This is a genomic window from Chitinophaga sp. LS1, from assembly GCF_034274695.1.
GTDB lineage: Bacteria > Bacteroidota > Bacteroidia > Chitinophagales > Chitinophagaceae > Chitinophaga.
The window spans coordinates 2,149,107-2,174,058 of record NZ_CP128362.1 but is presented as its reverse complement, the minus strand read 5'-3'; the positions used below and the strand labels follow the sequence as shown (position 1 = coordinate 2,174,058).

Here is a 24,952-nt window from a genome sequence, read left to right as displayed (position 1 = left end):
AGATGTACTATTTAATTCTGGCTTTTACATACGCCATTTCAATATTGCCATTGTGGCTGTTATACCTCATCAGCGATGGGTTATACCTCATTATTTACTACCTGGTAGGCTACCGGAAAAAGATTGTATTTGACAATCTCCGCAAGTCATTTCCGGAAAAATCTCCTGCTGAAATCACCAGGCTGGCAAGGAGTTATTACCGCAATCTGACGGATATGATCGTGGAGACAGCCAAACTGCTGACCATGAGCAAAAAGTCGTTGGAAAAACGTTTTAAATGTGATTTAACAGTATTACATGAACTCTATGCACAGGGCAAAAGTTGTCAGTTGCATTTAGGCCATAATTTCAACTGGGAATGGGCCAATGTATTTTGCATGCAGAGAGTCGGCTTCCCTTTCCTGGTAGTATACATGCCGCTCACCAACAAATCTGCTGATCGCTTCTTCCGTCACTTTCGTGAGAAATCAGGCACAGTACTGATCCCTGCGAATGATATCAGGGAGGCGATGGCACCCTGGCAGCATAAACAACACCTCATTGCACTGGTGGCAGATCAGAATCCTGGCAATCCACGGCGTAGCTACTGGTTCCCTTTCCTGAACAGAATGACTGCTTTCTATAAAGGACCGGAAATGAGCGCCAGAAGGAATGATACACCTGTAGTATTTGTAGACATACGAAAAGTAAAGAGAGGCTACTACGATGCTAAGCTAAAGCTGGCATTTGAACATCCCCGGCAGGAACCGGAAGGCAAGGTCACAGAAACTTTTGTACGATATCTTGAGAACAATATATTGGAACAGCCAGATGTGTGGGTATGGAGCCACAGAAGGTGGAAACATCGCTATAATCAGCAATAAAACCATTCATGAAAAGAGGAAATTTACCAACGGGAATGAACCCTGTTTTCAGAAAAAACCCTCATGAACCGGGTTCACAAACGACTATGAAAATGGTGGTACCTTCGACAAAAGTACTACCATGGAACAATCACATATCAGTTTTGAACAGGTTGTGAGTCGCGGCTGTGGCCTCGATGTTCACCAGGAGAATGTAGTAGCCACCATCAGAGGAAATGGGTTGGAAGAACAAACCCGCACTTTTAGCACTTTCACAAGTTCACTTAGGGACCTGGTAGCTTGGCTTGAAGAATCCGGCATTACACATGTCGCAATGGAGAGCACGGGGTTTACTGGAAGCCTGTTTTTAATATACTGGAACCTCACTTTGAACTTATTCTGGTCAATGCCCGGCATATTAAATATGTGCCGGGGCATAAGACCGATCGCAATGACAGTGCCTGGATTGCAAAATTATTGCTAAGCGGGCTACTAAAGGGAAGTTTTATTCCACCGCAATACACTCGCGAATTACGGGAATTGTACCGATACAAACGTAAAGTAATAGGACAGCGGTCCAGTGAATATAACCGGTTACAGAACATTTTAGAGACAGCCAATATCAAATTGAGCACTGTAGTCAGTGATGTATTCGGTGTAAGTGGCTGGTCAATGATCACTGCCATTATTGAAGGAGAACAGGATCCTATGATATTGGCCAATTTGGCAAAAGGTAGGCTCAAAATCAAAAAACAAGAGCTTATTCTTGCATTAGAAGGCCATCTTAATGAGCATCACCGTTTTATGCTCAGCCTGTCTAAAACTGTTATTTTACAGCTAAATGACCTACTTGGTCAGGTGGATAACCGTATAGATCAGTACTTAAAAAAATGGGAGGAAGAAGTAAAATTACTTCAGACTATTCCCGGAGTACAAAAACAAACAGCTACCGCCATCTTAGCCGAAATAGGTACAGATATGCATGCGTTCCCTAATCAGCATCATTTGGCTAGTTGGTGTGGTTTATGTCCTGGTAATAATGAAAGTGCCGGAAAAAGAAAAGTGAAAGAATCAATCATGGCAACAGATCCCTTAAAACCGCACTCGTGGAAGCAGCATGGGCTGCAGCACATACGAAAGATACTTATCTGAAAAGAAAATATTATACTTTGAGTATACGAAGAGGCAAAAAACGAGCACTTATTGCAATTTCACACAAAATCCTAATTGCCGCTTATTTTATACTCAAAAATAGAGTGCCATATATGGAACCTGATAATCAGGAGTGGCTAAAAAAAGAAAGCAGGCGCAGATAAATAATTATCTCAGACGCCTGCGCGAGCTTGAGGCATTACCCCCATCTCAATAAGATTACTAAGTTACAAAAATCGACCTTTTATTGGTGCTTTTTCAGCCTGTAGAAAAAACTGATTTAAGACTCTAAGTACAAACGATTGTTGCTATAAGCACGAAAAGAAAATTTTAATCCTATAGAGTCATATCAAATTATGGCCTGGACGAACTATTTTCAAAGAAAAGAGGACCAATGGTCCTCTTTTTTTATTGCTGATTGACAGTATCTTCCGGCATTGGCGGTAGCGGTGGAATTACTGGTTCCACCATGATATTATTGTTGACAGCTTTCACTCCATTTATATTCTTTACTGCATCTTCTGCTGCTACTTTCGCACTGTCATTAGGGACCTCCCCATTTAGGTCTACTATTCCATCTTTCACCTCGGCAGTGATGCCGGGGGAATTATTCAATTTATCAATTACGGCCAACTTTAGAGTATCATCTCCGGGCTGGCACGAGTACAGGCTGGTAACCACCAGTGTGCTGGCGGCCATCAATAAAGATTTGCAATCCATGGTTAAAATTTTAAAATCCTATAATGCTCTATCCATTGTCGGCAAAGCCGGGATAAAGGGTCATTCCTCCATCAATAAACAAAGTAGTACCTGTGACATAATCACTCTCATCACTCGCCAGCCACACGGCAGCTTTCGCGATATCTTCAGGAACCCCGACCCTGCCATATGGTATCAGTTCCAATAATTTCTGCTCATCCGCTGGCGTATCCCATGCATCTTTGTTAATGCGTGTTTTGATTGCACCAGGCCCCAGACTGTTTACTCTTATCTTATATGGAGCCAATTCCTGTGCCATAGATTGCATGAGTAATTTCACCCCACCCTTGCTGGCTGCATAATTCACATGGCCGGCCCAGGGTATTACTTCGTGCACACTACTCATACAAATTATTTTCCCGGCGGCTTTGGAGCGGGAGGGCTGTACCCCCCTTCTTTTGAATTCCTTTGCGGCTTCACGGGCACATAGAAATTGTCCTGTAAGATTGGTCCCAATTACCGCATTCCACTGGTCCAGGGTCATTTCAAGGAATGGCGCATCCTGCTGAATGCCTGCATTGGTCACTGCTATATCAAGCGTACCATAACGGGATAAGATGGCTGAATACATGGTCAGCACCTCCGCTTCCTGACTGATGTCACATTGATGTACGAAACCATCCCCACCGGCAGATTTAATATCGTCCAGGATTTTCTCCGCATCTGGCCTGCTCTTGTCACTGTGAAAGTTAATGATCACGGCAGCGCCTGCTTCGGCCATTGCCAGTGCTATAGCGGCTCCGATACCCGTACTACTACCGGTGACCAGTGCAATCTGTCCTCGTAATTGTTTGCCCATAGAAAATACTATTTTCCACATTGTTTGTCAAAAAGCATACCTCCCGCAAAATCAAAAAGGACCGTGCACCTGGCACGATCCTTTTTTAACTATTTGGTAATAAGTGTATTAATTCAATACGTTATTTTCTTTCACCACTTCCAGCCCTTGCATGCCTTTCATGTTGTTGAAACCACCTTCCACATTGCGCAGGTTGTGAATACCTTCTCTCTTCAGAATGGAGCAGGCAATGATACTTCTGTAACCACCCTGGCAATGAACATACAGGTTATGTAATTCATCGAAATCACCCAGGGTGCCCGGATCTGTCATATCACTCAGGGTCAGGTTAATGGCATCCTTGATGTGACCGTCTGCGTACTCAGCTGGTTTGCGTACATCCACAATCACCAGGTTAGGGTCATGAGGAATGTCCATTGCCAGTTCATCAGGCTCTACGTTAATGATCATATCAAGTTTTTGACCAGCAGCAACCCATGCTTCATAGCCACCTTTCAGGTAACCTACTACATGGTCGAAACCTACACGTGCCAGACGAACGATCGTTTCTGCTTCCTGACCGGGGGTAGTAACCAGTACGATTTCCTGCTCAAAGTTCAGGAGACTGCCCGCCCACTCTGCAAAACGGCCTTCCAATCCGATGCTGAGGGATCCAGGTACAAAACCTTCTGCAAATTCAGTAGCAGGACGTGTATCCAGGATCAGGATGCCTTCTTTCAATTTGGCTTTGAATTCCTCAACGCTCAGGGGCTGGTTACTCTTTTCCATTACCGCCTGCAGCGTATCATAACCTTCCTTGTTAATTCTTGCATTGATTGGGAAGTAGGATGGAGGTGTAGTCAGACCATCGGTTACTTCAGCAATGAAAGATGCTTTATCGTTAGCCAGCAGTGCATAGTTAGTCGCCTTTTCCTCACCCAGCGTACTGAAAGTATTCGGACCCAGATTCTTACCACAGGAAGAACCTGGACCATGAGCAGGATAAACGATTACGTTATCTGGCAAAGTTTTGATCTTATTATTCAGGGAGTCGAACAGCAGACCCGCCAGTTCTTCTTTAGTCAGGTTACCACTGAAGAGGTCCGGACGGCCTACATCACCTACAAAGAGGGTATCACCTGTAAACAGGCTGGCAGGTTGACCCTGTTCGTTCAGCAGCAGGTAACAGGTAGATTCCAGCGTATGACCGGGAGTATGGATCACCTGCAAACGCAGTTTTCCGATATTGAATATTTCTTCGTCTTTTGCTTTATAGATAGGAAAGCTGGTTACGGCTTCAGGACCATATACGATAGGCGCCTGCGTAGCGGCAGCCAGATCCAGGTGACCTGATACGAAATCAGCATGAAAATGTGTTTCGAAAATATACTTTATAGTGGCATTGCGCTCTTTAGCGAGGTCAAGGTATGCATCGATATCCCGCAGGGGATCTATCACAACAGCTTCACCTTCCGACTCTATAAAGTAGGCAGCCTCCGATAAGCAATTAGTATACAGTTGCTTTACAAACATTGATCTTTGATTTCCTGCAAATTTACGGATAATTAAAGCAGGAAGCTACCATGGGTATGAGGAGAGAATATATTAAGAATGCTAAACAGATATGTATAGCAAAAAAACATCAACCCGTTATGTTGTTCATAACCGGAATGATGTTAAAAGATTTTACAATGCTACTGAGTTATTACTACTAGCAAATGCTTCCCCCGCAAAAATTTGAACCTAACTAAAAGTTCTCAGCTTATTGCACTCTTAGTTAGGCCCCAATATTTTTTGTACTCAGCTGAGCAATAACCAAAACCATATTAGCCTACCAGCTCTTCTACGAATTTGGCAACTTCTGCTATACGTTGTTTGTTAATCGTATAGTGAATGAATTTACCATCTCTTTCGGTAATCACAATGCCGGCACGACGAAGAATAGCCAGGTGCTGTGAAGCTACTGACTGCTCAAGACGCAGCTTAACGTAGATTTCAGTCACTGTCATTTTTTTGTGATCTTCCAGCAGCTTAATCATTTGCTGGCGCAGCTTATGATTTATTGCACGCAATACCATAGCTGCCTTCTTAACGGCAATGTAATCCAATTTAATTTGGTCTTTTTCATTGGTACCTCTAGAAATAATAAGAGTATTAGAAGAGGTCGTTAATAATGTTTTTTCCATCGCATAATAGTTTTAAAAATGATGAAATGAAAGGGATCAACGGACAGTAAACCCATAACTTGTTAGAAAACAATAACCGGGTATCGATTTATACAAAAATATAATATTAGTCGTAATAAAAAAAACTTCTATACCTTATTTTTTAATATATAGACGGGGTTTACTTGCCAATTAAACGTAATTTGACAGTTCTATGACAGTATTTTTCATAAATGTTAAGATTACGCTTCTTTTTGAGAGCGAATAAGAAGTATTTGGGGGCAAAAGGTGTATTTGTGGCAGTATGGGACTTATTTCTTCATAGTTGAGTGAAAAGGTTTGAGGTAGAATGGACTGAAATATGCCACATCTTCAAATGTACCCTTTTCAAAAGCTTTTTCTGCTAATTGTACCATATGTGCAGCATTCAATGTATATGGTAAAAATGTAGCATGGGCGTGCTGTCCAATTAATTGCTGCCACTTGTCACTACCATTTCCGAAGAAGAAAACTTTCTTGTCAGCCAGTTGAGCAGCGTAAGCCTCAGGAGTTAGAATCAATGCCTGTGGAGCAAGGATTTCATCCAGCTGTGCAGTGTATATGGCGGTATATACTTCCATACGACGTGCATCCAGCATTGGCGCGTACAAGGCATTTTCATCATTAACGACACTTAGGATCCCCTGTGTCATCTGTTGTAGCGTAGAAATCGCTATCAACGGTTTTTCCCAGGCATAACATAATCCTTTGGCAGTAGCCACTCCTACCCTCAATCCGGTATAGGAACCAGGTCCGGCACTCACAGCGATGGCATCCAGTTGTACAGGCTTCACATGGTGTTCCTGCATTAACTGCTGAATAAACAAAGTCATAATCGCAGCATGATCCTGCTGCTGATCATTGACCAGGGTTTGTATTACCTGTCCATCTTTAGAAAGACATACTGAACCTATATTCGTAGCCGTATCGATATTGAGTATTAATGCCATTATTTAATTTTTTCTAGCTTCCTTTTCCAATAATTCACTGATAGCATATCGTTCATTGCCAGTAGCTGTGTATACAGCAGCAAGTACTTCGTATACTTCTTTGATCCCGATTTTTTTACTCCATTCAAAAGGCCCCATGGGATAATTGGTGCCCAGTTTCATAGCGACATCAATGTCTTCCCTGGATGCTGTGTTTGTTTCAGCCGCCATGTAGGCCTCATTGATGATCATACATACCACCCGGGGAGTGACCATACCTACCGCATCCTGCACCAGTTCATACTCCCAACCCAGTTGCTGCATAATAGCTGCTAAAACAGGTTGTTGAATTGCTTCCAGCAGGGAGATTTCTGTCACCGGCATATCAATAAACCCCGGTAACCAGTTGCAACCGATCAGCGTACAACCATATGTTTTCTTAACAGTCTGCAGAGAGGTTTTCACCACACCTGCCAGCACCGGAATAGCCGGATATTGCGCGTAAACAGCGGCATTTTCCGGATGCGCATCAAACTGTAAGTCAATGACGAGGTCCCTGTTTTGCAGTGCTTCCGCTCCTTTCAGGCTATCAGTCCGCTCCACTGTATGTGCAACCAGACCACCTTTGCGCTGTAACGATATAAAATTTTGCTCATCTCCGATAATAAGGATATTCATGGGCTAAATTTTCGCAAACCTATTAATTAATAACTAATTATTTTTACACTATGGAAAAACAGATCATCAATACTCCGAATGCGCCTGCTCCAATTGGCCCATATAACCAGGCAATCCTGACAGGTAATATGCTTTTTGCTTCCGGACAGATTGCTATCAATCCAGCCACCAATCAGCTGGTAACTGAAGATATCGTTGCAGAAACACACCAGGTAATGCAGAATGTAAAAGCGATTCTGAATGCTGCAGGTATGGATTTCAGCGATGTACTGAAGAGCACCATCTTCATCACCGACATGAACGATTTCGGCAAGATCAATGAAGCTTACGGTAGTTACTTCAGCGGTTATTTCCCTGCCCGCGAAACGGTGCAGGTAGCGGCTTTGCCCAAGAACGTACACGTGGAGATCTCTGTGATCGCCAGCAAATAATATGAAAGCCAAAGGCTGACTTTATAAGTCAGCCTTTGTTCCAAATAAGGTGGTAGCCAGTTTCGCATCATGGCCATATACATCATCTCTGAAATTCAATCTGCCCTCACTGTCCACAAACGCAGTGAAATATCCGATAAACACCGGCACCCGTTGTTTCAGCATTACAAACTTTTCCTTACTCGCATTCATCGCATCTACAATCTTTGACTTCGTCCAGCTGGAATCTTTGCGCAGCAACCATTCTGCCAGGTGCTGAGGTTCGGAAACCCTGATACAGCCATGGCTGAAAGTACGTTTGTTCTCACCAAATAAACCTTTGGATGGCGTATCGTGCAGATAGATATTATACTCATTCGGGAAGAGAAATTTCACCTTACCCAAAGAATTGGATCCACCCGGTAATTGACGAATAATATATGGGAAATTAGAAGCAGAAGCTTTAGCCCAATTAATAGATCCTGCACTTACTGGTTTGCCATTTCCTGTCACCACTTCCATATGGTTTCTGGCCAGATAGCCACTGTTGCGACGCATAGCAGGTAGCACTTCTTTTTGCAGGATACCAGGCGGTACATTCCAATATGGGGCAAACACTACATACTTTACTTCATTGCTGAAGATAACGGTATTCGCACCTGGTTTTCCTACTACTACATTGCAACTCCAATCCAGTTTACTGCCATCGTATACATACAGTTTAAATGCAGGAATATTTACCAACAAATATGTAGATGGTGGTGAAGCAGGTACCCAACGCAGACGCTCCATGTTGATCAGGATTTGTGTAATACGTTGTTTAGGTGTTACATTCAGTGCACGCAGTAAAGGTAACTGAATAGTTCCATCCGTTTTTAGACCGGTTCTATCCTGGAAGTTGCGGATAGCTGAATCCAATGCTGGTGTAAACAAAGCAGTAGTATCATCTGCCACCAGATCGCCTAACAGATAAAGGCGATGTTTTACACTTGCAACCACTGGTGCAGAGGCTCCTTGTTTATATAATTTCTCTGCTGCACGCAGGGAATCCCATGGCTCTTTTTCCAGTGCAGCCAGTTGTTTGAGTTTATTGCGCAACAGTTTATACTGTATGTTTACTGGTTCTTCAAATGCATTTGCTGAACGGGTGATCATAGAGTCCAGCAGGCCTTCCATATTGATCTGTTTGCGAGGAATGAACCATTCCAGGTCTTTGGCAGTATCAGAAGTCAGACCACCCCATACTTTATTGCCATAAACAAAAAACTGGGCAGTGAGCGACAGTTCAATCTGGGAAACAGATTTATCACCTGGTTTCAGTTTACCTCCTTCCATCATGAGGGTATCGTACACGTCCCGCAGCGGACGGCTGATGATACTAGTATCATTCAAACCAAAGGCGGCATCAGATTTCATCAGGTTGATAAAGTTACCTGCCTGTTCGGCCAGTTGTCCATCATTGCCAACCCATGCAAAGTGATAGTTACGTTGTCTGTAGAAGCTACGGATATAAGAAGCATTGCTGGAATCGTGCTGTAAAAAAGTATTTACAGCATTACTATCAAGCGTCAGGTCAATATAGTCCTTCTGGGTATAGTGACTGGTATCTCTTGCGCGCTGTCGTTTACGTTTACCTTCGTGGTTACAGGATGCGAAGACAGTTGCCAATGCAAGCATAAATAGGGGAACATTGCGCATGATCATGATTTAATGTGGTATTGTATAAAAGTAAAGGAAAAAGTTGATAACCATTTAAAAGCAAAATGCTTAATGCGGTTACGGCATTAAGCATTTTGCAATATTGTGCTGATTCAGTTCTAGAGTTTTATTTCTTCATCATTGACATCAAAAAAGCGATACTCTGTCAGGTGGTAGTTAGAGTCAGCTTTAATTTTGATCCATTTCTTATACAGGAAATACCATTTCCATTGACGAGAGGTAAGGAATCCTTGTGTAAGGAAAGCTTTAAATATGGGGTGCACATGGATGGAGAGTCCCTTATGCTGATGGTTAATCAGGTATTGCAGGTTCTTTTCGATGTCATCAATGATCAGTACAGAAGCGCCGATTTTGCCGGTACCATGACAGGTAGGGCAATCTTCTGCTACAGAAATTGTGACTTCCGGTTTCACCCTTTGGCGGGTGATCTGCATGAGTCCGAACTTGGAGATAGGCAGGATGGTGTGTTTAGCTCTATCCTGGGCCATAAATTTCTCCATTGCTTCATACACTACCTTTTTGTTTTCAGGCAGCTTCATATCGATGAAGTCAATGATGATGATACCTCCAAGGTCGCGCAGACGTAGTTGTCGGGCAATTTCGGCAGCAGCTTCCAGGTTGGATGCCAGGGCATTTTGTTCCTGGTTATTACTGGAGCTCTTGTAGCCGCTGTTCACGTCGATGACATGGAGGGCTTCAGTTGCTTCAATAATAAGGTATACACCACTATCCAGGTTGACAGTTTTGCCAAAGGAAGCTTTTACCTGACGGGTAATGCCGTAGTGATCAAAAATGGGTGCGCCATTATGATAATAAGTAACAATATCCTGCTTCTCGGGAGCTATCTTTTGGATATACGCCCGGGTATCAGTGTACATGTTCTTATCGTTAATCACGATCCTGTTAAAACTTTCGTTCAGCAGGTCACGGAGAATACTGGTAGTCTTGGCCTGTTCGCTCAGTATTTTCTGTGGAGGTTGTGCGCCCTTCAGATTTGACTGAATATTTTTCCAGGTTTCGACCAGGGTGGTAAGGTCTTCGTGCAGTTCTGCAGTTTTCTTTCCTTCAGCGGCTGTGCGGACTATCACACCGAAATTGGGTGTTTTGATAGCTTCGACGATCTTTTGCAGGCGTTTTCTTTCTTCGGAAGAGTGTATCTTTTTGGATACAGCTACAATGTCATTAAAGGGTGTTAACACGATAAATCTTCCTGGTAAAGAAATCTCGCAGCTCAGACGGGGGCCTTTTGAAGAAATGGGCTCTTTCAGAATTTGCACAAGAATATTGGGTTTACCGCCCAGTACGTCTGTGATTTTACCGGTTTTTACAATTTCCGGCTCGTTCTTAAACTTTGTAAAATCAAACCCCTCGGGGGTTTTATCAGAAATAGCCTGCTGGGTAAATTTTAGTATTGAGCGTATGTAAGGGCTAAGATCAGTGTAATGCAAAAAGGCATCTTTCTCAAAGCCAACATCGACAAACGCCGCATTCAGGCCTGGAATTAGTTTTTTAACCCGCCCCAGGTATAAATCTCCTACAGCAAAATTGGGGTTGCCACTTTCATGATGCAATTCGACCAATTTTTTATCTTCCAGCAACGCTATTTCCACACCAGTAGGTGCCGCATTTATAATTAGTTCCTTGTTCAAGCGTCCAAAATTTTAACCATTATAACTTCACCTTTATGTTATGCACGACTATTTAATAACAGCTTACTGCATACCAGATTATAGCTAACAATGACGTTAGCATACATGATGATGGATTGCTTAAGGGTTTAGCGATCTAGCAGGTAATATCCGGGATGCTAAGCGGGAATTGTGGAAAAACCTGCATGACTTCAGCAATTTAAGAATAATCGCTAAAATCATGCAGGGTATATAAAAAAATTTATCCGATTAACACGCCGCAAATAAAACCTGGTTAGTATAAATGGCGGGAAACAGGAGAAAACTATTTCTTATTTTTCTTATGCCGGTTCTTTCTCAGTCTTTTTTTACGTTTGTGAGTGGCAATTTTATGTCTCTTTCTTTTCTTACCGCAAGGCATGCTAAAAAGTTTAAAATGTTTAAAAAATAGAATATTATTGAATACTCTTAATATAATTGTCAATTTCAGCCTTTAGGGCTGGGTCTTTGAGCAGTTTTTTGCATTGCTCAAACAGTTCCACTGCTTTTTTTACATCACCCTTAGAGCGGTAAGCTTCGGCCTGGACGAAAATAGCTTTCGCTTCGTCCGGATGGCGTTGCAACAGTGTATCCATACGTTGGATGGCTTTGTCATACTGTCCGGATTGGATAGCAAGATTGGCCAGTGTCAACTGAGCTTCAAGATTGTCGGGATTGGCAGCCACCACTTCCCTGAGTTTCTGGACACCCACCATAGGTTCGCCTGTATTCATATACAACAGCGCCTGTTGAATCTTAAGGGAATCATTGTTCGGGCTAAGTTTAATAGCCTGATCCAGCAATGAGAGCGCCTGTTGGCTTTCCCATTTACTAATTGCCGGGTCCTGAGCATGTTCCAGGTGTTCCAAAAATAAATTGGCTGCAAAGGTGAGGCTTTTTTCGGAATTTTCCAACTTGGCGGCTTCGCCAAGATAATGCGCAGCTATGGGTAGTTGGTTAAGGCTATCCCAGGAGGCATAAAGCTGTTTATAAGCGGCTATTTGCTGAGTTTTAACATCACCCCGCACTACTTTATTTTCCAAAGAATTGATCAAAAGTAATTTATCAGCAGGGACTTTTTGCTTGGCAGTAGCCAGCAATTCGCTAAAGGCAATAGGTTGCTGCTCCTGACCGCCCATCATAGGGCCGGCAGTTGGCATCGCTTTCTTCTCCGAATGTGGTATGGTGCGGCCGAAGGCGACCAATACAACTAGTAATGCCACCGCGGCACCTACCAATAGAACTTGTGATTTTTGCACGCCTTAAATATTAGGCTGCAAAATTACGAAGAACTTTTAAGCTTCTTTACCTCAGCAACGAATTCTTTCGAAGGTTTGAATGCAGGAATAAAGTGCTCTGGAATTTCTACCGCCACATTCTTCTTGATGTTACGACCAATCTTGGCCGCTCTCTTCTTTGTAATAAAGCTACCAAAACCTCTAATATAGATATGCTCGCCATTAGCCAACGCTTCCTTGACCTCCTTAAACATGGCTTCTAGTGTTACTAACACATCTACTTTAGGTATGCCGGTTTTTTCAGCAATATTGTTAATTAAGTCAGCTTTTCTCATAATTGAAGCGAAGGATTACTTGTCCCAAAATTATTTAATTTTTTTTAATTGCTGAATTTTAAGCAAATAAATTTTATCTTTTTTTCTTATACCTTATATCTTTTTAATAATCACTCTACAAGTCTTTGTGTACTAAGCTTTAACGAATTTTATAGCATTGGGTACAACTTTAGCAAAGGTCATATTCTGTGATCAGTATATGCTCACATCGATAGGTATGAAGCAGAATATTTCACTAAACCACTACTTAACGAATATACAAAAAATAATATTCATTTTGTCTTTTTTTTCTGCTCTTAATGAAAAAGTTATGTTCATTTTAGCAAAATCAAATTCGGGATCCTACCTAAATATAACGCATTTATCTACACATTAGTCTATTTATCAGCTAGTTCTGTTAAAAAAGTATTCAGATGAACGGTTATTTTCATATGTGATAGATGATTATATATATTTTCACCGCACCTCCCTTTTCATCTACTCATTTTATCATTCCCGACTCGCTTATCTTTGCATTTCATGAAACAATTTTTCACTAGCGCCCTCCTCGAATGGAATCGTGATGATAATTCACGCTCAATGCCATGGAAAGGCGAAAAGGACCCCTATCGGATATGGCTGTCTGAAATCATCCTTCAACAAACCCGCGTGGAACAAGGATGGGCTTATTACGAGAAATTTATACTGGCTTACCCTACCGTACAGCAGTTAGCCGCTGCTCCGGAAGAAGAAGTATTCCGCCTCTGGCAAGGATTGGGTTACTATGCCCGTTGTAAAAATATGCTGGCAGCCGCCCGCCAGATCGTTTCCCAGTATCACGGGCACTTCCCCAATACCTACGAGGCCATTCAGTCCCTCAAAGGTATTGGCCCTTACACCTCCGCTGCTATTGCTTCCTTTGCGTTCAACCTTCCACATGCTGTGCTGGATGGCAACGTATTCCGTGTACTTTCCCGCTTCTTTGACATCGATACACCTATAGATAGCACCGCCGGCAAAAAACAGTTCGCTACCCTGGCTGCCGAACTTCTCCCCCATGGAGAATCAGCTACTTATAACCAGAGTATCATGGACTTTGGCGCTGTTGTATGTAAACCTCAGCAACCCGCCTGCAAATCATGCCCCCTGGCTAAAAAGTGTAAAGCCCTTCACCTGGGCCTTATTAGCCTGCTACCAGTAAAGGCAAAAAAACTGGTGATCAAAAAACGCTACTTCAACTACCTGATTGTAAGACATAAAGACGATTTCTATATCCGTAAGCGTACGGAAAACGATATCTGGCAAAACCTACATGAGTTCGTACTCATCGAAACCAGCACACCTGCCGATATCAGTGAAATAAAAAAACTCCCCGCATTCAAAGAAAAAGTAGGAGATATACGTTATAACATAGATGCAGTGTCCGCCTCGTCTAAACAGCAGTTGACCCATCAAACCATCTATAGTCAGTTCATTATGCTGTCAGTGACTAAAAAGCCTGAGATGCCCGGCTATACAGCAGTTCCTCAGGATCAACTGGATAGGTATGCATTCCCAAAAACCATTACAGACTTCCTGAAACGTGGCGAATTGAGCTTGTTCTGATGCAAAAACTCTCTGAGGACAAAGTGCGCCCAACTTGCTGCGGCAAGGTATTTGAAGCTAAAACTAGTCAGCATTTTTTTCACAACGATTTGAAAAAAATGTTAACTTTAAGAAGGTTGTTTATTTAAAGAAACAGTATATTTCCATCGTTAAAATCAATAGATTAAAACCTGCAACAATGAGAGGTGTTAATAAAGTAATCCTGATTGGCAACTTGGGTAGAGATCCGGATGTACAGTTTTTAGAAGGCAATATCGCAGTAGCTAAATTTTCTCTGGCTACTACGGAGACATTTAAGGACAGGGCCGGTAAACTGATCTCCCAAACAGAATGGCACACGGTAGTTTTATGGCGTGGACTGGCAGAATTAGCGCAGAAATACCTGCACAAAGGCAGCCTGGTTTACATTGAAGGACGTCTGCGCACACGTAGCTGGGAAGATAAGGAAGGAAATAAAAAATTTGCTACCGAAGTTGTAGGTGATAACCTCGTTATGCTGGATAAACGCATGGATCTTAATAATTCAGAGCATGCCATCCATCATAGTAATACAGGCAGCACTACCGGTGACAATTTCCCCAATATGGACATCCCCCCCCAAATTAGTGACGCAGCTGACGATCTGCCCTTTTAAACTATCCAATTAAAATATTAATTCTTTTTGCTTGATAACCCCGTAATGGGGTATTACTTATATTTGCATATAGGGAAAGCGATTCAATTTAATACCTGAATTTCTTTCCCATTTTTTTGGAACCTGCTTTGCAGTGTAATGCTGGTTTTTAATTCCTTAACGAAAAGTTGAACAATTTGTACACCTATCCGGCAAGCATTATTTCTGGTAAGCTCACCCTGTTACAAGCCTCGGCACCAATTGCCACGCCAAACGTGGTGATTTACCTGCTTGTAATCTTCATACTCTTACTCTTGGCTTTCATCGTCTCCGGCGCAGAAGTAGCCTTCTTCTCCCTGAATTACAAGGACCTGAACGCTCTGAAAACCAGGCAAAACACCAGTGGAAAACTCATTACCAAACTCCTGGAAAAGCCCCGCTCCCTGCTGGCATCCCTCCAGATAGCAGGTATACTCCTTTCCCTGGCATTCATCATGGTGACCAGCTACCTCATCACCCAAATGGAAGACCTGCAGACCCTGCCTGTCGTTTCCTTCGTGGTGCGCATAGCCATCATCATCTTTGTACTCCTCTTCTTTGGCCAGGTACTCCCCAGGGTATGGGCCGCCCAAAACAACATTCGCTTTGCTACCTACTTCGCCTGGTTTGTAAGCATTATTCATGCTACCCTCGAACCAGTCAGCGACTTCTATGTAAGCATGAGCGAAAGCATCGAAGCCCGCTTCTTCCATCGTGGCAGCGGCGCTGTCAACTACCAGGAAATAGACGAAGCCATCGAAATGAGTGTGGACCCGACCGCCTCACAGGAGGAAAAAAACATCCTGAAAGGCATCCTGAAGTTTGGCAATATCACCGTAAAACAAATCATGCATACCCGTCTGGATGTGCACGGTGTGGAATACGACGCCCCTTTCGATGTAGTTGTCAAACATGTAGCTGACCTCCACTATTCCCGCCTGCCTGTTTACAAAGGCAATCTGGACAATATCGTTGGCGTTATACATACCAAAGACCTGCTCCCACACCTTGACAAAGGCAATACTTTTGACTGGCATACCGTAATGCGCCAGCCATTCTTCGTTCACGGCCACAAGCTCATCGAAGACCTGCTATCTGAATTCCAAACCAGGAGAATGCACTTTGCCGTAGTGGTAGATGAATTTGGTGGTACCTCCGGTATCGTAACCCTGGAAGATATTGTAGAAGAAGTGATCGGAGATATCAAAGATGAATTTGACGAAGAAGAATTCAACTATTCCAAAGTTGACAACTATACCTACGTGTTCGAGGGCAAAACCATGCTCAACGACGTTTGCCGTATCATGAACATTCCTCCGGATACCTTCGAAACTGTAAAGGGTGAAAGCGACTCCATCGGAGGCCTGATCCTTGAACTGGCTGGTAAATTCCCGGAAGAAAACAGCGTGATCACCTATGGAGATTATGACTTTACTGTACTGGAAAAGAGCAAGATGCGCATCCAGAAAGTACAGGTAAGCGTAAGGCAAAACGTGGAAGAAGAATAATATCACAACATAGAAGCAATGAACTGTAAGAGAAAAAGAAGCCTGTCAACTGTTACCGCCCGGCTGAAAGGCTGTTTCATGCTGTTATTACTGCCGTTGCTGTATACTGCCTGTGACCAAACATATACTCCTAAACCAAGAGGATACTTCCAGATCAATTTTCCTAAAAGAGAATATCGCGTATTTGACCAACCCGGATATCCATATACATTCGAATATCCCGTTTACGCCAATATCGTCAAGGACAGCCTCTTCTTTGGACAAAAAACTGAAAATCCCTATTGGATAAATGTAGAGTTTCCTACCCTCAATGGGAAAATATACATGAGCTATAAAGAAATCGGGAAAGGGGAAAACGACTTCCAGAAACTCATTAATGATGCCTTTAAGATGACTTATAAGCATACTTATAAGGCAGAATACATTGAAGAAAAAAACATCGGTAACCCAGCCAACCACATTTATGGTCTTTTCTACGATGTAGGAGGTAACGCGGCTTCTGCCAAACAGTTCTATATGACAGATTCCGTAAAACACTTCCTGCGTGGCGCCCTTTATTTCGACGCTGCACCAAATGCAGACTCCCTTGCACCAGTACATAAATTCCTGCAGGAAGATATGCTGCACCTGGTGGAAACACTGAAATGGCGTTAGACTCCGAACCGAACCATGCAAAAGCAACCAGATTGTTGTAATTTTGCGGTCATTATCCTACCAATGATCATCATAGACGATAAATATATCAGTGACGAAATAGTGGAAGAAAAGTTCGTGTGCAACCTGGGGGCCTGCAAAGGAGCCTGCTGCGTAGCAGGGGACTGTGGAGCTCCACTGGACAAAGACGAAGTAAAGATCCTGAAGAAGGTCTATCCAAAAATCAAGTCTTACCTGCGCCCGGAAGGGATCGCCGAAATAGAAAAAACCGGGACCAATACTATTGATGATGAATATGGGTATGTAACCCCTATCGTGGATGGTGGTATCTGTGCCTATGCCAGCATCGACGAATATGGCGTAGTAGGTTGCGGTATAGAAAAAGCATACAAAGACGGCATCGTAGATTATAAAAAACCGATCTCCTGTCACCTCTACCCCATCCGGGTCACTAAATACGAATCTTTTGAGGCAGTCAACTACGACCGTTGGGACATATGTAAACCAGCATGCAAGAATGGCAAAAGCCTGAAAGTACCGGTGTACCGCTTCCTCCAGGAAGCTATCATCCGCAAATACGGGGAAGAATTTTACGCCGTGCTGGATAAAATAGCGACCAAAAAATACCGCGCAGATTAAGGCTGACGGCCTGTGGCATTATCCATTGGTAATTCCCTATCTTTACCAAATAGTTGTCTAAATACACCACCATACCGTTTTCCGGTATGGCTTTTGTCATTCGCAATCAGCAATTCTAACAAAGTATGCATCAGAATGCCTCCACATTCCTGGACAAGAGCGAGAAGAAAGCGACAGACCTCGGTCATCGCCAGACAATCAATTATAATATAGGCAAGTATAATACAGCTGTAAAAGCCGGAAAAAATCAGTTCTCCGATCTGATGACTGCTCGCGAACGCGCCAAGAATATCAAATGGAGAGCTATTGAGCAGCTGGACAAACACCTCGAAGAGTTTGAATCCAACCTGACCCGTCGTGGTGGCAAAGTGATCTGGGCGGAAAATGCGGAGCAGGTGCTGGAAGAAATACTGAACATTTGCAAAGCCAAGAATTGCAAAAGCATCGTAAAGAGCAAATCAATGGCAACAGAAGAAGTTCATTTGAACAGCTTCCTGGCCGATCATAATATTGAGTGTGTAGAAACAGACCTGGGAGAATACATCCAACAGCTGGATGGTGAGCCGCCTTACCACATCGTAACACCCGCCATGCACAAAAGCAAGGAAGATGTAGCCCGTCTGTTCGAAGAAAAACTGGGCACGCCTCCCAACCTCACTCCCCAGGAGCTGACCATGGTAGCCCGTGAAAAACTCCGTCAGAAATACCTGGATGCCGAAATCGGCATTACGGGGGCAAACTTCATCATTGCAGATATCGGTGGTATCGCCGTAACTGAAAATGAAGGAAACGCACGTCTGAGCACCGCCTTTCCCAAAACACATATCGTACTGGTGGGCATCGAAAAGATGATCCCATCTATCAATGACCTGGCACTCTTCTGGCCATTGCTGGCGACCTATGGTACCGGTCAGCAGGTAACTGTATATAACTCCATCTTTAGCGGTCCACGTCAGGAAGGAGAAATAGATGGTCCTGAAGAAATGTATGTGATCCTGATGGATAATGGTCGTACTAATTTACTTGCGGATACTGAAGCCAGAGAAGCGCTGTATTGTATTCGCTGCGGTTCCTGCCTGAATGCCTGCCCTGTTTATAAAAACATTGGTGGTCATACTTATGGCACAACCTATAGCGGTCCGATCGGCTCTGTTATTACCCCTCACCTGAAGGGTGTTGAAAATTATATGCACCTGAGTTATGCTTCATCCCTTTGCGGAAACTGTACAGAAGTATGCCCGGTACGCATCAACCTCCATGAATTACTACTCCACAACCGACATAAAGCCGTAGAAGAAAACCATACTTCCGGTGCTGAAAAGATATCCTGGTTTGGCTGGAAACAAGCCAGTCTAAGCCGGCGCATGATGAACCTTGCCAGTGGAAATATGAAGAACTTCTTCATGAAAAGGTTCTTTACCCAAGCATGGGGAGAAGACAGGGAATTGCCTGTATTTGCCCCTAAATCCTTCAACCAGATGTGGAAAGACCGCAAAAAGTAGTAAATTCCAATAAAACACCACAACATGACGCTGATAGCAATATTGTTACCTTGGCTATCATTTTTGCTGAGAGGCAAGCTTCTTTCCGGCATATTATGCCTGATACTCCAATGCACAATACTCGGGTGGATTCCGGCTGCAATTTGGGCAGTCGTATCATTAAATGATAGTCGCGCAGATAGAAGAAACAGGAAACTGATTAAGGCGATAAAGCAGCACAAAGCCAGCTATTGATGCGCTTCCGGGGTAAAATTCACATCAACTTTTACTTTTACAGCTTTTCCATTTGCTGCTGGTAACCATGCCGGCCCGACTTTGATTAAGCGGATAGCTTCCTGATCACATTCAGCCTGCAGCTTTTTCAGCACCCTGAAATCAGTCAACGAACCATCCGGCTGTACATAGAATTGTACCCTGACTCTACCACTTACGATAAGACCTGCAGGATATTGTACATTTTTAGTGAGGTATATTTCGTACTTCTCAAATCCACCCATAGGAGATGGATCATTATTGCCTGAATTACCGATTACGGTTGTCGTATCTGTAGTTCGTTTCAGTTGCATTCTTACAAATGGCTCGCTGCCTGAATAATTCAGGCTCTTACTTTCATATCCGGGAGCATAGGCAGTGAACAGTTGATTACCTCCCATTTTCTTACTCATTCTTGCGGCCGGGAGAGAGAAATATCCTTCCTGATCTGTAGTTGCTCCATAAATTCCGGTAGTAACGGTTACACCGGCAATACCACTGTCTCCTTTCCAATTAAGGACCCTTCCTTTAATGAGGTTTTGATCATAAGTAGAAAACCTGGATATCTGGTTCATTGTCATCGCCGTATTAGAGGATGATTTATACTCATCATAAACTTTACGGTAATTCTGACTAGCCAATACATCAACAGTATCTTTAGCTACATTAATAGAAGGAGTCAAAGCGGGTGCTGGTGCCAATGTGACCTCTGCCTGCGGCTGTGGTTCTGCCTTGGGTTCATTGAGAGGAGTTGCTATTGGAGCCGTTACAGCAGGTGCCTGAAAACTTTTATTGGTACTCTGTTCCTTCTTAAACATCGTCGCACTTTCCGGCACCTGTACCATCGCTGGTACCTCAGCCGGAATAATGGTATCCGTCTTAACGTCCACCTTCGCTATTTCAATTTTATTCCCTGCAGGCCACAACCAGATAATGCTGGACCCAACTACAAAACAGACCGATGCTGCAACTGCCCAACGCAGATACATTGGAATCACCCTCCTTTTAGCAGGCGCCTGTACCCTTTGCTCCACTCGTTTGCTCAGGTCAGCCAGGTTCATACGCTGATCCGGAGCATGCTTTTCAAAGCCCTCCAGTGCTTCTGCCAGGAACGGATCATCCAAAGCCTGCCGCTCCAGGGCGTGCATAGCCTTGTGATCCAGCTCTCCAGCCAGATAACGGCGTATCAGATCAGGATCTGCCACAGGTTTAATATGATTGCTTTGCTGCTGCATTATGTTCTTCCATACAATTTTTCAGATTGCGCTTCCCATTCTGAATATAACTTTTCACCTTTTTCATCTCATATCCTGTCAGATCGGCTACTTCTTTGTAGCTCTTTTCCTTCAGGTAAAAAAGATCGACACTACGCTTCTGTTCTTCCGGCAAGGTCTCCATACACCTTTCCATCTCCTGGAGATTTGTCTCCAGCGCCGTACCGCCATCATGATGTGTAAATTGCTCGTTTTCCATAACAGGGAGCACATCAAGGGAGATCTCACGGCTTTCTTTGTTCTTCATCGCCCGCAGTTTCATCAGACAATGATTGCGGGTCAGGACATGTAGCCAGCTTTTAAAGTTCTGTATCTCATACTGTTGCACTTTCACGATGAGTTCTTCAAAGATCTGCATCACAACATCCTTACTGGCCTCTTCATCAAAATAACGCAAACAGACCCCATATACCAGGTTCATGTAACGCTGGTAAAGGGTAGCGAGATCTTCAAGCTTGCCGGATTGTTTGTATATCCGGATCATCTGTGCATCGTCCGCCCCGTTGTCACTATTGTGATGTATAAATGCCATAGCCCGTAACAAATATAAAAAATAAGCACCGGCATAACCGGTGCTTACAAAATATTATTCTTTCTGTTTAGAAAGACTTAGTGTCTGAAATGACGCATACCGGTCATAACCATCACCATATCATTTTCTTTACAGTAAGTAATTGAGTCGTTGTCACGAACAGAGCCACCTGGCTGAATGATAGATACGATACCTTCAGCATGAGCGATACGTACGCAATCATCGAATGGGAAGAATGCGTCAGACGCCATAGCTGCCCCTCTCAGATCGAAATTGAATTGCTTTGCTTTTTCAATAGCATGGCGCAGCGCATCGATACGGGAAGTCTGGCCACAACCTTTACCAATCAGCTGCTGGTTTTTCACCAGTGCGATAGCGTTAGATTTCAGGTGTTTACATACGATGTTAGCAAAGGTAAGGTCTGCTTTCTCTTCCGGTGTAGCAGGTTTAGCACCTACATCGTTCCAGTCCTGGAAGTTACCCTTATCATTGCCCTGCAACAGTACGCCGTTCAGCACATTCTTATATACATACGGAGCTACGACAGGTGCTTTCTGCTCCAATAAGATGCGATTCTTTTTAGCCTGCAGCACTTCCAGTGCATCAGGCGCAAAACCCGGAGCAATCAGGATTTCAAAGAAGATCTCGCTGATAGACTCAGCAGTCGCTTTATCTACTATAGCATTACAAACCAGTACGCCACCAAATGCACTTTCCTTATCACCAGCCAGCGCAGCATCCCAAGCTTCTTTCAGGGTAGAGCGACTAGCGATACCGCATACGTTGGTATGCTTGATGACAGCGAAAGTGATGTCTTTAAATTCCTGAATCAGCTGGCAGGCCGCATCTACGTCTACCAGGTTATTGTAAGACAGTTCTTTACCATGCAGCTTGTTGAAGATCTCAGACAGGTCACCATAGAATACACCCTTCTGGTGAGGATTTTCTCCATAACGCATGATCTGACCCTGAGGTGCAGATACCTGGAAATAAGCATTTGGCTCATTGTTCAGGAAGTACTGTGAAATTGCTACATCATAGTTAGCACATACTTCAAATGCCTTGGCAGCAAAAGCACGACGATCTTCCAGTGAAGTAGCGCCATTGTTGTCAGTCAGTACTTTTTCCAGATCAGCATACTGGTCTTTGGAAGCAACGATCACAACATCTTTGTAGTTCTTACCGGCAGCTCTGATCAGAGATACACCACCGATATCGATCTTCTCGATGATAGTTTGTTCTTCCTTCGTGCTCTTTACAGTCTCTTCGAACGGATACAGATCCACGATTACCAGATCCAGTTCAGGAATCTCGTATTGTGCAAGCTGTTCCAGATCCTGTGGATTATCACGACGAGCCAGAATACCACCAAATACTTTAGGATGCAATGTTTTTACACGGCCTCCCAGGATGGAAGGATAAGCTGTCAGGTTTTCTACAGCCACACAGGAAACACCTAAGTCTTCAATAAACTTTTGTGTACCACCGGTAGAATAGATGGTTACACCCTGTTCACCCAATTTTTTAACGATGTTCTCCAGGTTGTCTTTATAGAAAACGGAGATCAATGCTGATTTTATTTGCTTTTGCATGTATGGAAACATTAGAAATTTACAACATAGGCTCCCTGGTCCGGAACCGAAAGGAAGCGCAAAGTTAGCGCGTAACATTCACTTTTCCATTCCTCTATCCTGCTGCGGGAACTGGATGCGTCAAAAATAAAGCAGCCCACATCGTAAAACCCTTGCAAATCTTTGATTGCCACACGTGGATTATGTGACAGTAAAAGATAATCTGTCTTGAATTTTTTTGTGGGTCTGCCAGCAGGCAGTGCGCTGTCTACTATTACCACGCGCTTGTTTCCACAACAAATAAAATGCCCCAGCTGTTCAAACCCTGCTAACCTTCCTGTATCAGCGTCGTAAAAATCCCTTGCTGCCCGCAGCATATCAGCAGATATGCTATCATCACCTGCGAACTGAACTACATGCCCCTGGATAAAGTCAATGCCCGTATGCCGTGGCTGATTGTACACAATCATGACCTGCTGTTGTTGCCGCTGTAACTTTTCTGGCAGTACAATCAGACTCCACAGACAAAGAGCGCCCATCATGTAAACAATCCCTTTCTTGCCTGCTAAGTATGCAACAATACAAACATACAATGCCACGACTCCATACACTGATATATGCAACCCTGTAATTAATGCGCCCGGCAAATGTCCTATCCATTCAACAATAGTATTCATCATGATCAATAACCATTGCAGACATGCGCCCAGCCAGTGTGTCTGCACACACAATAACATTATTTCACCATACAGGATTAAGGTAGACAAGGGTACCGCCAGTAGATTCGCTGGCAGAAAATAAAGTGGAAACTGTCCAAAGAGGTAAAGGCACAAAGGGAAAGTAATAGCTTGTGCAGCGATAGCGATTGTGATGGCTTCCCTTAGTTTCCGCCACCAATAAGATTTACTATCGAAGGGCTTATTCAGTAACAGGATGCCCAACACCGCCAGGTAAGACAATTGAAAACCTACATCTTTTATCAGCGCAGGATCATAACATAGCAACAGAAATGCAGAAAGCGCAAGCTGATTATAAGTAGAAGAATCACGGTCTAAAAAGAACTTCCCGACAGTCACTACAGTCAGCATCACGGCAGCTCTCAATACCGAAGCAGAAGCACCTGTAAGCAAAGTAAACCCCCATACCACCACGATGATCAGCACTCCTTTCAGAGAAGGTATCGGCAGCCATTGCAGGCTCCAGATCAGACAACCATATATCAATGCCAGATGCATACCTGAAATAGCGATGATATGTACAATGCCCGTTTGCATATAATCATTCACCATTTCTCTGTCTAAACCATATCGGTACCCTATTAGTAAAGCCGCTGCCAGACCAGCTTCCCGGCCACCTATACATTGGTTGATGATTTGCAGACAACTATTGCGACAACGCAGCAAGATACTTTTAGGTAGCGAAATATGCCGCCAGTGGCCTGTTTGCAGGTGTACCTGCTGATAAATATATCGTGTTGCACAGTATTCACGATAATTGAATGAACCAGGATTACCATTGAAAGAAATGAGTTGTACGGCGCCGTTGAACAATAACCGGTCTCCTTCCTGAATAGCCATGACAGCGCTATCCGGAGGAAAATAAATCAGTAACTGTTCTTTCGTTTGTAGTTCAACTACTGTTCTATATCCATATTGACTACTTTGTATCGGGGCTGCTATCGTACCCACCAACACCTCATCAGGTGCCGCTTTGATTAGATGATGTTTACATTTTTCTTTTGCATCTACCAGCATACATCCCATGCATACAAGTAATAATTGTAGAATTATTCCCCTGTACACATCCAGTTTAAACCTTACCCATAGCGGCAGATAACCAATTCCTACATGAAGCATTAAAAGAAATAACACACCCGGAATAACAAACAACAATGGTAATGGCCAGATGATTCCCAACATAAATGGAATCACAATCCGCAAAAAAGGAGCGGTTTTCAGAATGTAAACAAACATGACCTTATATTGGTTAACAAAATGGAATACGGCAATTTACTTCACCAATCTCAGGAGTAAAAATTTGATACCCGGAAAGTCATCATGATAAGTTAATAAG

The 24,952-nt window shown here is 43.4% G+C and carries 25 protein-coding genes and 1 pseudogene; 11 read left to right on the top strand and 15 right to left on the bottom strand.

Translation table 11 applies throughout. The annotated features are described in order from the left end of the window. Positions 1-2 precede the first annotated feature (2 nt). The 3 genes and pseudogenes from QQL36_RS09070 to QQL36_RS09060 all read left to right on the top strand — a co-directional run bounded on the left by QQL36_RS09070 (position 3) and on the right by QQL36_RS09060 (position 2,158). Positions 3-863 carry a lysophospholipid acyltransferase family protein gene (locus QQL36_RS09070; protein WP_321569563.1) on the top strand — a complete coding sequence of 287 codons (861 nt, stop codon included), beginning with the start codon at positions 3-5 and terminating at the stop codon, positions 861-863. Between the two features lie 121 nt (positions 864-984). Beyond that, complete coding sequence (locus tag QQL36_RS09065) at positions 985-1,326, top strand: hypothetical protein (RefSeq protein ID WP_321566369.1); 342 nt, start codon at positions 985-987, stop codon at positions 1,324-1,326. Next, a pseudogene (locus tag QQL36_RS09060) lies at positions 1,215-2,158 on the top strand (IS110 family transposase). The gene QQL36_RS09065 and the pseudogene QQL36_RS09060 overlap by 112 nt, the downstream one beginning before the upstream one ends. Positions 2,159-2,402: 244 nt before the next feature. Here the strand turns inward: QQL36_RS09060 and QQL36_RS09055 are convergent. The 6 genes from QQL36_RS09055 to QQL36_RS09030 all read right to left on the bottom strand — a co-directional run bounded on the left by QQL36_RS09055 (position 2,403) and on the right by QQL36_RS09030 (position 7,342). Then, on the bottom strand, positions 2,403-2,714 hold the full coding sequence (locus QQL36_RS09055) for a BON domain-containing protein (protein ID WP_321569562.1): 312 nt from the start codon (positions 2,712-2,714) through the stop codon (positions 2,403-2,405). A gap of 28 nt (positions 2,715-2,742) precedes the next feature. Further along, complete coding sequence (locus tag QQL36_RS09050; RefSeq protein WP_321569561.1) at positions 2,743-3,552, bottom strand: SDR family oxidoreductase; 810 nt, start codon at positions 3,550-3,552, stop codon at positions 2,743-2,745. A 108-nt stretch (positions 3,553-3,660) separates the two neighbouring features. Beyond that, positions 3,661-5,064: an MBL fold metallo-hydrolase gene (locus tag QQL36_RS09045; protein ID WP_321569560.1), complete on the bottom strand. Its 1,404-nt coding sequence runs from the start codon at positions 5,062-5,064 to the stop codon at positions 3,661-3,663. 293 nt (positions 5,065-5,357) lie between these two features. Then, positions 5,358-5,717 (bottom strand): ArsR/SmtB family transcription factor, encoded by a 360-nt coding sequence (locus tag QQL36_RS09040; protein WP_012788619.1) that lies wholly within the window; start codon positions 5,715-5,717, stop codon positions 5,358-5,360. A gap of 290 nt (positions 5,718-6,007) precedes the next feature. Next, the gene (gene tsaB / locus QQL36_RS09035) at positions 6,008-6,685 is read right to left on the bottom strand and encodes a tRNA (adenosine(37)-N6)-threonylcarbamoyltransferase complex dimerization subunit type 1 TsaB (RefSeq protein ID WP_321569559.1); all 678 of its coding nucleotides are present in this window, start codon (positions 6,683-6,685) and stop codon (positions 6,008-6,010) included. Between the two features lie 3 nt (positions 6,686-6,688). Continuing rightward, positions 6,689-7,342, bottom strand: coding sequence for a 3-hydroxyacyl-CoA dehydrogenase family protein (locus tag QQL36_RS09030; RefSeq protein ID WP_321569558.1), 654 nt, complete (start codon positions 7,340-7,342; stop codon positions 6,689-6,691). A 50-nt stretch (positions 7,343-7,392) separates the two neighbouring features. Here QQL36_RS09030 and QQL36_RS09025 point away from each other — a divergent pair, with 50 nt between their 5' ends. After that, a complete protein-coding gene (locus QQL36_RS09025; protein ID WP_083723287.1) occupies positions 7,393-7,773 on the top strand; it encodes a RidA family protein in 381 nt (126 codons plus the stop codon). Positions 7,774-7,794: 21 nt separating this feature from the next. On the opposite strand, the gene QQL36_RS09020 is transcribed toward QQL36_RS09025, so the two are convergent. The 4 genes from QQL36_RS09020 to QQL36_RS09005 all read right to left on the bottom strand — a co-directional run bounded on the left by QQL36_RS09020 (position 7,795) and on the right by QQL36_RS09005 (position 12,711). Further along, complete coding sequence (locus QQL36_RS09020) at positions 7,795-9,450, bottom strand: L,D-transpeptidase family protein (protein WP_321569557.1); 1,656 nt, start codon at positions 9,448-9,450, stop codon at positions 7,795-7,797. 119 nt (positions 9,451-9,569) lie between these two features. Continuing rightward, positions 9,570-11,120 (bottom strand): Rne/Rng family ribonuclease, encoded by a 1,551-nt coding sequence (locus tag QQL36_RS09015; protein ID WP_083723289.1) that lies wholly within the window; start codon positions 11,118-11,120, stop codon positions 9,570-9,572. Positions 11,121-11,554: 434 nt separating this feature from the next. After that, complete coding sequence (locus tag QQL36_RS09010; RefSeq protein WP_143708856.1) at positions 11,555-12,397, bottom strand: tetratricopeptide repeat protein; 843 nt, start codon at positions 12,395-12,397, stop codon at positions 11,555-11,557. Between the two features lie 23 nt (positions 12,398-12,420). Continuing rightward, positions 12,421-12,711 carry an HU family DNA-binding protein gene (locus QQL36_RS09005; protein WP_072362799.1) on the bottom strand — a complete coding sequence of 97 codons (291 nt, stop codon included), beginning with the start codon at positions 12,709-12,711 and terminating at the stop codon, positions 12,421-12,423. 519 nt (positions 12,712-13,230) lie between these two features. Here QQL36_RS09005 and mutY point away from each other — a divergent pair. The 5 genes from mutY (at position 13,231) to QQL36_RS08980 (ending at position 17,748) form a co-directional block, all read left to right on the top strand. Next, a complete protein-coding gene (mutY, locus tag QQL36_RS09000; protein ID WP_321569556.1) occupies positions 13,231-14,295 on the top strand; it encodes an A/G-specific adenine glycosylase in 1,065 nt (354 codons plus the stop codon). 178 nt (positions 14,296-14,473) lie between these two features. After that, entirely contained in the window at positions 14,474-14,929 is a 456-nt protein-coding gene (locus QQL36_RS08995) for a single-stranded DNA-binding protein (protein ID WP_083723292.1), read from the top strand. Between the two features lie 167 nt (positions 14,930-15,096). Next, positions 15,097-16,455, top strand: coding sequence for a gliding motility-associated protein GldE (gene gldE, locus QQL36_RS08990; RefSeq protein ID WP_083723293.1), 1,359 nt, complete (start codon positions 15,097-15,099; stop codon positions 16,453-16,455). Between the two features lie 18 nt (positions 16,456-16,473). Further along, positions 16,474-17,109 (top strand): gliding motility lipoprotein GldD, encoded by a 636-nt coding sequence (gene gldD / locus QQL36_RS08985; RefSeq protein ID WP_083723294.1) that lies wholly within the window; start codon positions 16,474-16,476, stop codon positions 17,107-17,109. Positions 17,110-17,172: 63 nt separating this feature from the next. Beyond that, the gene (locus QQL36_RS08980) at positions 17,173-17,748 is read left to right on the top strand and encodes a DUF3109 family protein (protein WP_083723295.1); all 576 of its coding nucleotides are present in this window, start codon (positions 17,173-17,175) and stop codon (positions 17,746-17,748) included. On the opposite strand, the gene QQL36_RS08975 is transcribed toward QQL36_RS08980, so the two are convergent. Next, positions 17,745-17,879: a hypothetical protein gene (locus QQL36_RS08975; protein WP_321569555.1), complete on the bottom strand. Its 135-nt coding sequence runs from the start codon at positions 17,877-17,879 to the stop codon at positions 17,745-17,747. The genes QQL36_RS08980 and QQL36_RS08975 overlap by 4 nt on opposite strands. On the opposite strand from QQL36_RS08975, the gene QQL36_RS08970 reads away from it, so the two are divergent. Together QQL36_RS08970 and QQL36_RS08965 are read left to right on the top strand one after the other, a co-directional pair. Further along, complete coding sequence (locus QQL36_RS08970; protein ID WP_083723296.1) at positions 17,874-19,250, top strand: LutB/LldF family L-lactate oxidation iron-sulfur protein; 1,377 nt, start codon at positions 17,874-17,876, stop codon at positions 19,248-19,250. The genes QQL36_RS08975 and QQL36_RS08970 overlap by 6 nt on opposite strands. Before the next feature lie 24 nt (positions 19,251-19,274). Next, positions 19,275-19,484 carry a YqaE/Pmp3 family membrane protein gene (locus QQL36_RS08965; RefSeq protein ID WP_083723297.1) on the top strand — a complete coding sequence of 70 codons (210 nt, stop codon included), beginning with the start codon at positions 19,275-19,277 and terminating at the stop codon, positions 19,482-19,484. Here QQL36_RS08965 and QQL36_RS08960 read toward each other — a convergent pair. From QQL36_RS08960 to QQL36_RS08945, 4 genes are all read right to left on the bottom strand, one after another. After that, positions 19,478-20,737: a TonB family protein gene (locus QQL36_RS08960; RefSeq protein WP_321569554.1), complete on the bottom strand. Its 1,260-nt coding sequence runs from the start codon at positions 20,735-20,737 to the stop codon at positions 19,478-19,480. The two genes, QQL36_RS08965 and QQL36_RS08960, sit on opposite strands and share 7 nt — an antisense overlap. Then, positions 20,712-21,308 (bottom strand): sigma-70 family RNA polymerase sigma factor, encoded by a 597-nt coding sequence (locus QQL36_RS08955; protein ID WP_321569553.1) that lies wholly within the window; start codon positions 21,306-21,308, stop codon positions 20,712-20,714. Before QQL36_RS08955 ends, QQL36_RS08960 begins: the two co-directional genes overlap by 26 nt. 77 nt (positions 21,309-21,385) lie before the next feature. After that, positions 21,386-22,900, bottom strand: coding sequence for a bifunctional phosphoribosylaminoimidazolecarboxamide formyltransferase/IMP cyclohydrolase (purH, locus tag QQL36_RS08950; protein ID WP_321569552.1), 1,515 nt, complete (start codon positions 22,898-22,900; stop codon positions 21,386-21,388). Between the two features lie 11 nt (positions 22,901-22,911). Next, on the bottom strand, positions 22,912-24,852 hold the full coding sequence (locus tag QQL36_RS08945; protein WP_321569551.1) for a ComEC/Rec2 family competence protein: 1,941 nt from the start codon (positions 24,850-24,852) through the stop codon (positions 22,912-22,914). Between the last annotated feature and the right edge of the window lie 100 nt (positions 24,853-24,952).